11 protein-coding genes are annotated in these 13,498 nt (G+C 40.4%); 9 read left to right on the top strand and 2 right to left on the bottom strand.

Translation table 11 applies throughout. From position 1 onward, the window contains the following. The first annotated feature begins 32 nt into the window (after positions 1 to 32). Genes panB through yjgA form a run of 5 tightly spaced genes read left to right on the top strand, consistent with a single transcriptional unit; the run spans position 33 to position 3,377 of the window. Positions 33 to 842, top strand: a complete 810-nt coding sequence (gene panB, locus AC1M9M_RS10165; RefSeq protein ID WP_035265341.1) for a 3-methyl-2-oxobutanoate hydroxymethyltransferase — start codon at positions 33 to 35, stop codon at positions 840 to 842. Positions 843 to 844: 2 nt separating this feature from the next. Further along, on the top strand, positions 845 to 1,684 hold the full coding sequence (panC, locus tag AC1M9M_RS10170) for a pantoate--beta-alanine ligase (RefSeq protein WP_481591532.1): 840 nt from the start codon (positions 845 to 847) through the stop codon (positions 1,682 to 1,684). Between the two features lie 39 nt (positions 1,685 to 1,723). Continuing rightward, the gene (rapZ, locus tag AC1M9M_RS10175) at positions 1,724 to 2,575 is read left to right on the top strand and encodes an RNase adapter RapZ (protein ID WP_035265345.1); all 852 of its coding nucleotides are present in this window, start codon (positions 1,724 to 1,726) and stop codon (positions 2,573 to 2,575) included. Beyond that, positions 2,572 to 2,841: an HPr family phosphocarrier protein gene (locus tag AC1M9M_RS10180; RefSeq protein WP_035265349.1), complete on the top strand. Its 270-nt coding sequence runs from the start codon at positions 2,572 to 2,574 to the stop codon at positions 2,839 to 2,841. The genes rapZ and AC1M9M_RS10180 overlap by 4 nt, the downstream gene beginning before the upstream one ends. A 2-nt stretch (positions 2,842 to 2,843) precedes the next feature. Next, on the top strand, positions 2,844 to 3,377 hold the full coding sequence (gene yjgA, locus AC1M9M_RS10185; protein ID WP_035265351.1) for a ribosome biogenesis factor YjgA: 534 nt from the start codon (positions 2,844 to 2,846) through the stop codon (positions 3,375 to 3,377). Between the two features lie 57 nt (positions 3,378 to 3,434). Here yjgA and AC1M9M_RS10190 read toward each other — a convergent pair whose 3' ends face one another. Further along, positions 3,435 to 5,075 carry an acyl-CoA synthetase gene (locus tag AC1M9M_RS10190; RefSeq protein WP_481587552.1) on the bottom strand — a complete coding sequence of 547 codons (1,641 nt, stop codon included), beginning with the start codon at positions 5,073 to 5,075 and terminating at the stop codon, positions 3,435 to 3,437. Between the two features lie 264 nt (positions 5,076 to 5,339). Between AC1M9M_RS10190 and AC1M9M_RS10195 the strand changes: the two genes are divergently transcribed. Genes AC1M9M_RS10195 through AC1M9M_RS10205 form a run of 3 tightly spaced genes read left to right on the top strand, consistent with a single transcriptional unit; the run spans position 5,340 to position 9,571 of the window. Beyond that, a complete protein-coding gene (locus AC1M9M_RS10195) occupies positions 5,340 to 7,082 on the top strand; it encodes a neutral/alkaline non-lysosomal ceramidase N-terminal domain-containing protein (protein WP_481596268.1) in 1,743 nt (580 codons plus the stop codon). Next, on the top strand, positions 7,079 to 8,368 hold the full coding sequence (locus AC1M9M_RS10200; RefSeq protein WP_481590350.1) for a D-arabinono-1,4-lactone oxidase: 1,290 nt from the start codon (positions 7,079 to 7,081) through the stop codon (positions 8,366 to 8,368). The genes AC1M9M_RS10195 and AC1M9M_RS10200 overlap by 4 nt, the downstream gene beginning before the upstream one ends. Positions 8,369 to 8,371: 3 nt before the next feature. Further along, the gene (locus AC1M9M_RS10205) at positions 8,372 to 9,571 is read left to right on the top strand and encodes an alanine racemase (protein WP_481587549.1); all 1,200 of its coding nucleotides are present in this window, start codon (positions 8,372 to 8,374) and stop codon (positions 9,569 to 9,571) included. A gap of 58 nt (positions 9,572 to 9,629) precedes the next feature. On the opposite strand, the gene AC1M9M_RS10210 is transcribed toward AC1M9M_RS10205, so the two are convergent. Continuing rightward, the gene (locus AC1M9M_RS10210; RefSeq protein WP_481591528.1) at positions 9,630 to 11,249 is read right to left on the bottom strand and encodes a glutamate synthase-related protein; all 1,620 of its coding nucleotides are present in this window, start codon (positions 11,247 to 11,249) and stop codon (positions 9,630 to 9,632) included. Between the two features lie 325 nt (positions 11,250 to 11,574). Between AC1M9M_RS10210 and thrS the strand changes: the two genes are divergently transcribed. Next, entirely contained in the window at positions 11,575 to 13,497 is a 1,923-nt protein-coding gene (thrS, locus tag AC1M9M_RS10215) for a threonine--tRNA ligase (RefSeq protein WP_092768341.1), read from the top strand. The last annotated feature ends 1 nt before the right edge of the window (position 13,498 follow it).

Here is a 13,498-nt window from a genome sequence, read left to right on the forward strand (position 1 = left end):
ATGTTCTAAGGAACTGTGTTAGAGGACATCTTATGATCAGTCTGAGCGATTTAAGACAATTCAAACAGCAAGGTCGAAAATTTTCATGTCTGACTTGTTATGACGCCAGTATGGCGAAGGCAATGGAAATTGCTGAAATAGATACCATTTTAATTGGTGATTCGCTTGGGATGACTATTCAAGGCCATGATTCAACGTTGCCTGTGAATGTGGAAGATATGGTCTATCACACCTCAGTTGTACGTCGTGGAAATAACCATGCTTTCATCTTAACTGATCTGCCTTTTATGAGTTATGCCACACTCAATGATGCACTAGTAAACTCGAAAAAAGTGATGCAAGCTGGCGCACAAATGGTCAAGCTTGAAGGTGGTGCTTGGCTTGCTGAAACGGTAGAAGTATTGACTCGCAATGGTATTCCAGTGTGTGTCCATCTTGGACTAACGCCACAATCCGTTCATGTATTTGGTGGCTATAAATTACAAGCCAAAACGCGTGAAGCTGCGGATCAGCTGATTGCTGATTGTAAAGCCGTTGTTGAGGCTGGGGCTGCAGTGTTATTGCTAGAGTGTGTACCTGCACAATTGGGTCAAGAAATTACAGAACTATTTCCGCATGTACCTGTGATTGGTATTGGTGCTGGAGCACAAACCGATGGTCAAGTTCTGGTTGTTCAAGATATGCTGGGATTAAACTTCGGTCGTGTTGCACGTTTTGTACGTAATTTTATGAAAGAACAGTCTGGTGAAACGGCCATTCTTGATGCAATCAAATCGTATCATGTTGCTGTACTAGATCAATCTTTCCCTGCTAAAGAACATACGTTCCAAGTTGAGCTTTAATCATGAAAACTGAAACAACAATCCATGGTTTAACCGCATCACTTCATGCTGCTCGTCAAGCACGAAAGACTATTGGTTTTGTCCCGACCATGGGGAATCTACATCAAGGTCACTTAAATTTAGTACGTGAAGCACGTAAATTATGTGATGTGGTTGTGGTCAGTATTTTTGTGAATCCGATTCAATTTGGCCCAAATGAAGATTATGACAGTTACCCACGCACACTTGATCAAGATAGTCAGTTGTTGGCTGAAGAGGGTTGTGACATTATTTTTGCACCTTCAGTTGAGCAAATGTATGGCAGTCAACCTCGCTTAACTAACATTAGTGTCGGTCAAATCACCAATGATTTATGTGGTGCTCAACGTCCGGGGCACTTTGATGGTGTTGCGGTAGTGGTAACGAAGTTATTTAATATCGTACAACCACATTTTGCATTCTTTGGTCAAAAAGACTACCAGCAGTTGGCTGTGATTAAGACAATGGTACGTGACTTGAACATGCCGATTGAAATTATTGGTGTGCCAATTGCACGTGCTGAAGATGGTTTGGCATTAAGTTCACGTAATGGTTATCTTTCGGCTGAACATCGTCAAATTGCACCAGTGATTTATCAATCTTTAAAAACTGCTGAAACAAATTTAAAACAAGGTCAAGCGCTTACAGAGGTTCTTGCTGAGATAAAATCAACTTTAAGTAATGCTGGCTTTGTCGTGGATTATGTTGAAGCACGTAATCCAATGTTGCAGGCAGTTGAGCAATTTGACCAAGATATTGTGTTATTTGTTGCTGCGAAAATTGGCTCGACACGCTTGATCGACAATTTACAAATCAGTCATTAAAACAGGATTAAACTCGATGATGATCGTCAGGTGTGGTGCATGAAGCGAATTCTTATTGTTACAGGACAATCCGGTTCAGGGAAGTCATCTGCATTGCAGGTTCTCGAAGATTTAGGTTATTACTGTATCGATAATTTGCCGCTAGCATTACTTCCTGAGATCGTTGGAAAGTTAGATCAAGAAAATAATTTAGAACAATTGGCTTTAGGGGTTGATGTTCGGAGTACACGCGCTGATTTGCAAGAATTTGAGCAAGTTTATCAGCAACTGGAAAAACATGGTGAGGTCGAGGTGATTTATCTCACCACCAAAGATCAAGAGTTAATTGCTCGTTTTAGTGCCTCGCGTCGACCTCATCCACTGGCGAATCGTTTTAAAAGTCTGAATGAGTGCATTCAGGAAGAGAAACAATTACTGTTGCCGATTCAATTAAGAGCAACTGTACAGATTGATACATCAGATAAAAGTGTCCATGATCTTAAAGATACATTATTATCCCGCTTAGGGCAGGTAGATAACTTAATTGTTATTTTACAGTCTTTTGGATATAAGCATGGTATTCCGTTGGATGCTGATTTTATTTTTGATGTGCGGCATTTACCCAATCCACATTGGGATTTAGAGCTTAGAAAATATTCGGGTTTAGATGAGCCCATTGAAAAATTCCTGACATCATTTGACCAAGTGAATATGATGTTTGAGGATTTAAAGCAATTTTTAGAGAAGTGGTTGCCTGCCTTTGCAGAAGGGCATCGCCATTACATTACGGTTTCGATTGGATGTACAGGTGGTCAGCACCGCTCTGTATTTATTGTGGATAGACTCAAAAAGGCGCTTGAGGCACAATGGTCTATTCAGGTCTTGCATAGAGAAATGAAGCACTGGTCATGATTGACACAACTGTTGACGTAATTAACAAATTAGGATTACATGCGCGTGCGTCAGGCAAGCTCATTGAGGTCACTACCAAATTTCGAAGTTCGATTAAAATTGGTAAGGGCGATAAATTAGTCGATGCCAAAAATATTATGTCTTTGCTCATGCTCGGTGCAGGCAAAGGAACTACATTAAGACTAGTGATTGAAGGGGCAGATGAAGAGAAAGCTTTGTCTGAAGTTCAAGCATTATTCGCAGCAAAATTTTACGAGGCTGAATAATCGTGGCACGTCGATCGCAACGTTTTACTGAAGATGATTTTGAGTCTTTAGAAGGACGTGCAAGTAAAACTGAACAAAAGAAAGCTGTACAACGTATGGCTGCTTTAGGGGCTCAACTTGCTGAGTTACCCAAAAAAAAGATTGAAAGCCTTCCTGTGGAAGAGCGCTTAATTGAAGCTTTATTGGATGTTCAATTGATAACATCAGGTGAGGCTCGTCGTCGTCAATTTTTGCGTATTGGTAAATTATTACGCAATGAAGACGAGAGCATGATCTTATCTTATTTGACACCTCAACAAGGGGCGAAAAAGACAGCACAATTGCACCGCTGGGTCGATCGTATGATTGCACAAGGTGAGCCTGTTATTAAAGAATTTATGAAGACTTACAATGCTGCAGAGCATCATGCAATACGTCAGCATTTACTTCGTATTGAACGTGATATTCAAAAAAACTTAGGTGAGGATGCTGTTGCACAATCTAAGTTAAATTTGCTGAATTACGTTCAGCAAGTTGCACTTATCTCTGATCGTTAATGGTCAAAAAAAAGGTCTGATGTTTCAGACCTTTTTTATTTCTTAGATGCTTAATATTTAGAGTGCAGCACGATCTTTTGCCCAATCTCGCAACACAAACTTTTGCAGTTTACCTGTTGAAGTTTTAGGGATTTCAGTAATCACTACGTCTTTAGGTACCTTGAATCGAGCAAGATGTTGTTTGCAGTATTCAATGATTTCTTCAGGTGTAGCTTGTTGCCCTTGCTTCAATTCAATAAATGCGCATGGAACTTCTTGCCAACGTGGATCAGGTTTTGCAACAACTGCAGCTGTCAGCACGGCAGGGTGTTGATAAAGTACTTCTTCCACTTCAAGTGAAGAAATATTTTCACCACCAGAAATAATCACATCTTTCGAGCGATCTGTGATTTTGGCATAACCATCAGGCTGGCATACGGCAAGATCGCCAGTATGGAACCATCCACCAGCAAATGCTTCAGCGGTGGCTTCAGGATTCTTCAAGTACCCTTTCATGACAATGTTGCCACGGAACATAATTTCCCCCATGGTCTGACCATCATTCGGTACAGGCAGCATTGTTTCAGGATCCAATACTTTCATCCCATCTTGAAGTGGATAAGGTACACCTTGGCGTGAATGTAGTTGAGCTTGTTCTTGGATGCTTAAATCACTCCAGCCTGCTTGCGAAGCACATAGTGCTGATGGTCCATAGGTTTCAGTGAGACCATAGACGTGGGTAACATTGATTCCTAGATTTCGCATACCTTCAATAATGGCAGCTGGTGGCGCTGCACCAGCAACCATCACTTCGACTCGATGATTAATTTCGCGTTGTTGCTCTTTTGGTGTGTTGATCAACATGGACAATACAATTGGTGCACCGCAGAAGTAATCGACTTGATGATCCGCGATCAATTGATAGATCTGTGCTGGATCTACTTTTCGAAGACAAACATTTGTGCCACCGTTGGCGGCCATGGTCCAAGCGAAACACCATCCATTACAATGGAACAGAGGCAAAGTCCATAAATAGGTGGCACGGGGTGTCATACCACAAGCAATGATATTACTCGCTGCATTAATATAAGCCCCACGATGATGATAGACCACACCTTTTGGATTCCCAGTTGTGCCTGAGGTGTAGTTTAAGCTGATGGCATCCCATTCATCCTGTGGTAATTGCCACTCAAACTCAGGATTACCTTGTGAAAGCCAAGATTCATACTCAATTTTTCCAATACGGGGCGCTTGATCATTGAATTCATATTCAGTATCTGCAACATCGATAACATAAATGTCCTGAGGAACTTGTGCTAAAGCTTCCTGTGCTAATTCTGAGAATTCAGGGTCAACTAAAAGTACTTTTGATTCAGCATGTTCAAGCATAAATGCGAGTGTTTTTGCATCTAGGCGCGTATTTAATGTATTGAGTACAGCGCCTGCCATAGGCACTGCAAAATGCGCTTCGATCATGGCTGGAATATTTGGAAGTAATACCGACACAGTATCATTTTTTTGAATACCAAGCTTTTGCAGCTGATCGGCAAATTGACGGCAACGTTTGTACTTTTCTTTCCAGCTAATCCGGCGTGTACCATGAATAATTGCATCTTGCTGAGGGTAGATATAGGCCGCACGCTCTAAATATCTGAGTGGAGAAAGGGCAACAAAATTTGCTGGCGTTCTAGGTAGTTCGTCATACGGACTTAAATTCATTTTAGTATCCATCTTCATTTTTATAATCCTGAGTAAAAGATAAGCAAAAAATAAACGGAATACATTTATCCTTTAGTCGAGCAAACGTGACATTTTGTCAATTAGGCGAAATTTCATATTTTTTAACTTCATTTTATTGCGATTTATTCGTGAAGTTGGTGATATTTATTTGTGCTGAATAATGTAATTGATCGAGAAGTAGGGTAAATTTTAAACAGATTTTAAGTTTCAAAATCGAATAATAAAAGCAAAAGGATTTTGCATATGTATATTGTTGGTTGGGGGAAAGATGAAATTAACATCGAACCCAAAGGCTATGCCATGTTTGGCTATGGGATGTGGCATCACCGTGCCTATAAAAAAAGAACTGCGCTGTATGCGAGAACAGTGACCATTCAAAAAGATCAAGATGCCCCCTTGATATTATGTTGTCTAGATTTTGGCTGTATTACTTCAGCAATTCGAATCAATGTAATCCAACGCTTGAATGAAACGTTGAGGGATCGTTTCGATCCGCATCGTTTGGTTCTAATGGCAACGCATACCCATTCAGGTCCAGGCGGTTGTGGTTATGAAGCTCTTTATAATATGCCGACACCAGGATTTGTGCCTGAGCACCTTGATGCAGTTGTGGATGCTGTGCAATCCAGTATTCAACAGGCATTATCCAATCGCGATTTTACAGAGATTCGATTAGCGACAATTGACATTCCTGAGCAAGTCCCTGTGGCATGGAATCGCTCGATAAAAGCGTATAATCGAAATCTCGATACTGCATTCGTCGATGAATCTGAAACTTACAAAGCAATCAATCGACAAATGCAAGTCCTTGGCTTTTATCGTGGGGAAAAGCTTCATTCTCTGTTGTCACTGTTTGGTGTGCATGCGACATGTTTGGGCAATCAATTAGACGCTCACGATGGTGATAATAAAGGCTATGCCGCAACACTTTCGGAAGAGACCTTAAGTGCTGCTGGGGTGGATGGACCAGTTTGTATATTTGCACAAGCAACAGCAGGCGATGTGTCACCACACTTCCATGGAAAGAATCAGACTAAGATCAGAAAAAAGATAAAAGGAGAAGCAGAATACATCTATGCGAGAAACAATGGTCGTATACAGAGTGAGTATGCTTTAGCCGCTTTACTTGAGCAACAGAATCAAAACATCCAATATCAAGATTTGGATGCAGTACTCGAGTATGTGGATATGGCAAATACTGTGGCTGATCCAGAGTTTTCAGGTGGATATAGCAATGCGATAACAAGCCAAGCTTGTCATGGGACAGCATTTATTGCGGGCACACCAGTCGATGGTGTGGGTGCTGCAAAGCCATTGATCATGGCTATGAATTTACTTTCAAAACAATTCAAACGAAGTAAATTGAATTCAAAAGATCCAGTGGAAAGTGCTTATTATCAGAAGCTTTATCATGCTCAAGGACCCAAAAATATTATTTTTGAATCGGGTCAGCATCGGATATTAGGAAAAAAATTAGGTTCACTTCCTGGTGTTTTAGATCCACTCATTGCTGAAATGAATGCTCAAGTTCACGCCGGCGCAATTCAAGAAAGCGATTTAGTGCCACATATTGTGCCAATTCAGCTCATTCGAATCGGTCAACTTTTTTTGGTATGTGTTCCCGGAGAGTTTACAACAACTTCAGGTAAGCGCGTATTAAATACCATTCAGAAAAGTCTATTACCGACATTTCCTAACGCAAAAATTTGGTTTGCATCTTATTGTAATGACTATATGGGCTATGTCACGACATTCGAAGAATATCAAGAACAAGCCTATGAAGGTGGACACACTTTATTTGGTCAATGGACTTTGGCAGCTTTTCAAACCTATTTTAAACATTTGGCTAAACAGATTTGTTTGCCACCTGAACAACGTCAATTATCAAATTGCGTACCTAAAGCAGTACCTCAAAAAGAATTAGAGAAAAGAACCAATCGGGGAAATGTTCAAACCGCCGTTGCACAAAAGGAGTTGGCAACATGAGTAATCTGACACATCATTATTGGTCTAACTGGTCGGGATATTGCCACTCAAACCCGCAACATATCTTATATCCAGACCAATTACATGAATTACAGGATATTGTGATTCAACATCCTAAAGTTCGTGTGGTTGGTGCAGGGCACTCATTTACTCCGTTGGTAAAAACGGATGCGTCTATTATTTCTTTAGACCGATTTTCAAGTGTCTTAAATGCTGATCAGGCTAAATGCCAAGCGACGTTATGGGCAGGTACTCGACTATTCAATTTAGGCCAGCATCTTGCGCCTTATGAGCAGTCGCTTATGAATCAGGGTGATATTGATCAACAAAGTTTAGCTGGTGCTGTATCTACAGGAACACACGGGACAGGTGCAGCGCTATATTCTATTTCAGGCTATGTAGAAGATTTTGAGCTATTACAGGCAAATGGGGATTTAATCCAATGCTCAAAGACGGAGAACCCTGAAATTTTTCAGGCAGGTAGAGTATCGTTGGGATCGCTCGGGATATTAACGAAAATAACCATGCAAAACCGCCCTAGATATAAATTGAAAGAGAAAATTCATTTAGCCCCTGTAGAAGAAAGCCTTGATCAATTTCTCCAATTGATGCACCAACATCGGCATTTGGAGTATTTTATTTTCCCTTTTACAGATCAGTTAATTTTTAAAACACTTGATGTTACAGAGGGTGAGGTGAAGCCAAGAGAAACTTCTTGGCCATCTGAGGATCAACTTTTAACATGGTGTTGTGAAATTTCTAAAAAAGCCCCTTTTTTGACGAAATATCTTCAAAAATTAGTCGGTGTTTTTGTGAAGCCAACAGAATTCATTGATTGGTCGGGTGATATTTTTGCAACACCTCGGAATACCAAATTCAATGAAATGGAATATCAAATTCCAATTGAGAATGGTATTCAATGCATCAAAGAAGTGATTGCAACGTTTAGAAAATATCAAATAAATTCTTTTTTCCCTATCGAATTCCGCGTGGTCAAAGGGGATGATATTTGGCTAAGTCCTTTCTATCAGCAAGACAGTATTTCGATTTCAATCCATCAATATTATAAGCAGTCACCTCAAAAAGTATTTGATCTTATTGAGCCGATTTTTCAAAAATATCGAGGCCGTCCACACTGGGCTAAGATGCATCAACTGTCTCACCAAGAGATGCGAGCTCTTTATCCGAAATGGAATGAATTTATGCAAATCAGAGAAGCGCTCGATCCCCATCGAAAGTTTCTCAATCCCTATCTTGAAAAACTATTACTTGGGCAACAAGGATGAGAGATGAATAGTTTTTTTAATCAAATGAATGATGATTTGCGGGCACATGGTTTAGGTCAACCTATGCTCTTGATCGATGACGATGCATTAAACTTTAATATTGCTTATGTAAAACAGCAGCTAGCTTCGGCAAAGCACTTAAAACCGCGGTTAGTCGTTAAATCTTTGGCTTGTTTGCCTTTGTTAAAAAAGCTAAGTTTCGATTTAGACACCCAACACTTTATGGTATTTCATATTGATCACTTACAATTGATGTTCAATCATTTTGATCAAGCTGATTTACTCTTTGGCAAGCCGATGCCAATTCGTGCAGTAGAAAGGTTTTATCAAAACCATCACACGCCAATCAAATGCAAGATACATTGGTTAATTGATTCCTTTGCTCGTTTGCAACAATATCATGCCTTGGCTGATCAACTGGGATTTAGCTTCAATATCAATCTTGAAATTGATGTGGGATTACATCGTGGAGGCGTTCAAAATTCTGCTGAATTTATACAAATGCTCAATTATATTCAGCAGCATCAAAAAACGCTAAATTTGAGTGGTTTAATGGGCTACGATGCGCATGTTACTAAACTACCTAAGATGGTGAAGCGTCCAGAAACAGCTTATGCTGAGTCTCAACATATTTATCAAAATTATCAGCACATCTTAAAACACCAATTCCCAGATTTAAATCATGCTCAGCTGTGTTTTAACGGAGGAGGAAGTCCAACCTTTAGTTTTCACGTGAAACATAGTGTGTGTAATGATCTGTCATTTGGCTCAATGTTGCTAAAGCCCAGCGATTTTGATTCTGAACATCTTTCTTTGCTTAAACCCGCTTTATATATTGCGAGTCCCGTACTGAAAGTATTAGACGAAGTCTCATTGCCAGGGATACCTTCATTTAAAAAAATAAAATTCTTTCAGAAGCATCAAGCGGTTTTTATCTACGGTGGCTATTGGATGGGTCAATATGTTTATCCAGCAAAATCTCATCCTCATTTATTGTATGGACGAAGCACCAACCAGGAAATGATTTGTGTCGATCGTAAAATTGATATCCATCCTGATGACTATGTATTTATTCGACCGAGCCAGAGTGAGGTGGTCATCCCGCAGTTCAATCGCACGTACCTTTATCGAAAAGAAAATGAGTGGAATTCATCTGATTTGGAAACGAGTAGATTTGAACCTTGGGAAAATTTTAGAGAGTAGTGATTAAAAGAAAAAAAGGGATGAAGTTAATCATCCCTTTTTAGCATTGGTTTGAAATTTATTGGACGCCGCCGTAATGGATGCCCGTTAATTCACTGATTTCTTTTTTCCAAGTGGTTAAGTCATCCAAATTAAATTTACTTAAATGGTCATGCCCACAAGCACGCGCCATTACTTGCATCAACTCGACTGAAGCATTGAAGAAGTTGGCGAGTTGCTGTGCTGATTTTTCTATTTCGAGTCTTCGACGCAAATGATCTTTTTGTGTTGCAATACCGACAGAGCATTCATTTGTATTACACGCGCGCATTCCCAAACAACCAATTGCCTGCATGGCAGAGTTAGACACGGCAATGGCATCTGCACCCAGCGCTAAGGCTTTAATAAAATCAGCAGGGACACGTAAGCCACCTGTAATGACCAAACTAATGTCACGACGTCCTAAACGATCTAAATGACGACGTGCCCGTGCTAAAGCAGGAATGGTCGGCACTGAAATATTGTCACGGAATAATGTTGGTGCTGCACCTGTACCACCACCACGACCATCTAAAATAATGTAGTCCACACCTATCGCAATCGCAGCATCAATGTCTTTTTCGATATGCTGTGCAGACAGTTTAAAGCCAATCGGAATGCCACCTGTCTGCTCGCGTATATAGTTTGCAAACTCCTTGTACTGTGAAAGTTCAGTCCAATCCGGAAAGGTTGCGGGAGAAATCGCAGATTGTCCTTCTTCTAAACCACGTACTTCTGCAATTTTTCCGACCACTTTATGCCCGGGTAGATGTCCGCCTGTTCCTGTTTTTGCTGCCTGTCCACCTTTAAAGTGAAAAGCTTGGCATTTTTTTACTTTTTCAATGTCATAGCCAAAACGACCAGAGGCCAACTCGTAAAAATATCGTGAATTCGAGGCTTGTTCATCATCTAACATTCCACCTTCACCAGAACAGATGCCAGTACCTGCCATTTCCGCACCCATTGCCAGTGCAGTTTTTGCTTCTTGCGATAAAGCTCCAAAACTCATGTCGGAAACAAATAATGGAATATTGAGTCTCAATGGTTTTTTTGCATTTGGTCCAATAATCACTTCGCTTGCAACGGGGGCATCATCCAGTAGAGGAACTTTCCAAAGTTGAGCTGTGACCAGTTGAATATCTTCCCATTTTGGAAGTTTGTCAAAAGGCACACCCATGGCTGCGGTAGGACCATGATGACCGAAATTTTTTAGACCATTTCGAGCTAATTCTAAGATGAATCTATTGTGTGGCTCTTCAGGAGCAGGCTGAGAATCTGCGTAGAGTCCTTGATAACGATCACGGTTGAATTGCTGTGGATTTCTTTTTTCCCAAGCTTCGATTTCTTCTAAGTCAACATAGACATGATCATCATGAATCCAAGCTTTAAATTTTTGCAGATTTTTATTGAGATATCTCGGGTTAATGCCAGTTTTATAGATGTAATGAGAGCCGTGAAGGCCACATACAATTTTGTCGCCTTGAATATGGGCATCGGACATGAGTGCTCCGCGATGCTGACAACGACCATACATGACTACGACTTTTTCTTCATCATGATCTTCAAGACGAAGAACAACAAGATCCACATTGGCTGCTAAAGCATATGCGGGTTTAAGCGGCTGGAGTGTAGACCAAGCAATTAGTGGGTGAGATTTCATATGACCTGCCTAATGATTTCAGTGGGTTATATTTATTTGTTTAAAAGTATGTTGATCGTCTAATAGAAAGTATAAAAGATTATTTTTCTATAATTGGGATAATATTGGTTTAAATATTAAATTGGGAATATATTTTAACTATTTTTGTCACAATTAAAACTGCTATCGCCTAATGCTCGATTAACGGTTTATTAAACAACGTGACACGTGTAAAATCTCTAGCGATTTTATTTATCCACCGTTTTTATCTTTTGAGGTTCGCCTCGATCATAATCTCGCGGTGACATGCTCCATTGTACGGGGCATCACTCCTTAAGGATTTTTTATGCCAATTATTACTTTGCCAAACGGCGATCAAAAACAATTTGATCAAGCTGTCTCTGTCATGGAAGTTGCTCAAAGCATCGGTCCAGGTCTTGCAAAAAATACGGTTGCAGGTCGTGTAAACGGCCATCTAGTTGATGCATGTGACTTAATCACTGATGATGCCACGTTGCAGATCATTACGCCTAAAGATGATGAAGGTGTTGAAATTATTCGTCACTCTTGTGCCCATTTAGTTGGTCACGCAGTGAAGCAGCTTTTCCCCGAAGCAAAGATGGTGATTGGACCTGTCATTGAAGATGGTTTCTATTACGATATCTACAGTGAAAAACCATTTACACCAGATGATATGGCTGCCATCGAAGAGCGTATGAAAAAGCTCATCGATCAAGATTATGATGTCATTAAAAAGATGACACCTCGTGATGAAGTGATCAAAGTATTCACTGAGCGTGGTGAAGATTATAAATTACGCCTCATCGAAGATATGCCAGATGAGACTCAAATGGGTCTTTATTATCATCAAGAATATGTGGATATGTGTCGTGGTCCACACGTACCAAACACTAAATTCTTAAAGTCATTTAAGTTGACGAAGATGTCAGGTGCTTACTGGCGTGGTGATGCGAAAAACGAACAACTTCAACGTATTTATGGTACGGCTTGGGCGGATAAGAAGCAGTTGGCTGCTTATATCAAACGTATTGAAGAAGCTGAAAAGCGTGACCACCGTAAAATTGGTAAAGCGCTTGATCTGTTCCACATGCAAGAAGAAGCACCAGGCATGGTGTTCTGGCATCCAAATGGCTGGACGATCTATCAAGTTTTAGAACAATACATGCGTAAAGTTCAGCAGGACAATGGTTATCAAGAGATTCGCACACCTCAGGTGGTCGATTTTAGTCTGTGGGAAAAATCAGGACATGCTGCAAACTATGCAGAAAACATGTTTACTACACATTCTGAAAACCGTAACTATGCCGTTAAACCAATGAACTGCCCATGTCATGTTCAAGTGTTTAACCAAGGTTTAAAATCTTACCGTGATTTACCAATTCGTCTTGCTGAATTTGGTTCATGTCACCGTAACGAACCATCGGGTTCATTACATGGGATTATGCGTGTTCGTGGTTTCACCCAAGATGACGCACACATTTTCTGTACAACTGAGCAAATTGGTCAAGAAGTTGCTGACTTTATCAAACTGACTTTAGATGTTTATAAAGATTTCGGTTTTGAAGAAGTGCAAATGAAACTCTCAACACGTCCAGAAAAGCGTGTAGGGGATGATAAGCTTTGGGATGTTGCTGAAAAATCTTTAGCTGACGCACTGGATGCAGCAGGTCTCGCTTGGGATTTACAACCTGGTGAGGGTGCGTTCTACGGTCCTAAAATTGAATTTTCTTTGAAAGATTGTTTAGGTCGTATCTGGCAGTGCGGTACAATCCAATGCGATTTTAACTTGCCATTACGTTTAGATGCATCTTATGTCACTGAAGACAACGATCGTGATCATCCTGTGATGCTTCATCGTGCAATTCTTGGCAGTTTTGAACGTTTTATTGGTATACTTATTGAACACTACGCTGGATTTATGCCACCATGGTTGGCACCAATTCAAGCATGTGTGATGAATATTACCGATTCTCAAGCAGATGCTTGTCAGTCAGTCGTCGCTAAATTGCAAGAAAATGGCATTCGAGCGATTTCAGACTTGAGAAATGAGAAAATCGGCTTTAAGATTCGTGAGCGTACTTTAGAGCGTATTCCATACCTATTGGTGCTTGGGGATCGAGAAGTAGAGGAAGGTACAGTGAATGTACGTACTCGCTCTGGAACAAATTTAGGTACTATGTCTATCGATGCATTCGTTGACTTAGTGAAAGTAGCCGTAGCCGAACGCGGCCGGTATATTGTGGAGTAAG

This window comes from Acinetobacter sp. ANC_7503, from assembly GCF_056780035.1.

Bases quoted from the DNA above. Each gene is read 5' to 3' on its own strand.
- panC (WP_481591532.1), top strand. From the start codon at position 845: ATGAAAACTGAAACAACAATCCATGGTTTAACCGCATCACTTCATGCT.
- AC1M9M_RS10205 (WP_481587549.1), top strand. From the start codon at position 8,372: ATGAATAGTTTTTTTAATCAAATGAATGATGATTTGCGGGCACATGGT.
- AC1M9M_RS10190 (WP_481587552.1), bottom strand. From the start codon at position 5,075: ATGAATTTAAGTCCGTATGACGAACTACCTAGAACGCCAGCAAATTTT.
- AC1M9M_RS10210 (WP_481591528.1), bottom strand. From the start codon at position 11,249: ATGAAATCTCACCCACTAATTGCTTGGTCTACACTCCAGCCGCTTAAA.
- panB (WP_035265341.1), top strand. From the start codon at position 33: ATGATCAGTCTGAGCGATTTAAGACAATTCAAACAGCAAGGTCGAAAA.
- rapZ (WP_035265345.1), top strand. From the start codon at position 1,724: ATGAAGCGAATTCTTATTGTTACAGGACAATCCGGTTCAGGGAAGTCA.
- AC1M9M_RS10200 (WP_481590350.1), top strand. From the start codon at position 7,079: ATGAGTAATCTGACACATCATTATTGGTCTAACTGGTCGGGATATTGC.
- AC1M9M_RS10195 (WP_481596268.1), top strand. From the start codon at position 5,340: ATGTATATTGTTGGTTGGGGGAAAGATGAAATTAACATCGAACCCAAA.
- thrS (WP_092768341.1), top strand. From the start codon at position 11,575: ATGCCAATTATTACTTTGCCAAACGGCGATCAAAAACAATTTGATCAA.
- AC1M9M_RS10180 (WP_035265349.1), top strand. From the start codon at position 2,572: ATGATTGACACAACTGTTGACGTAATTAACAAATTAGGATTACATGCG.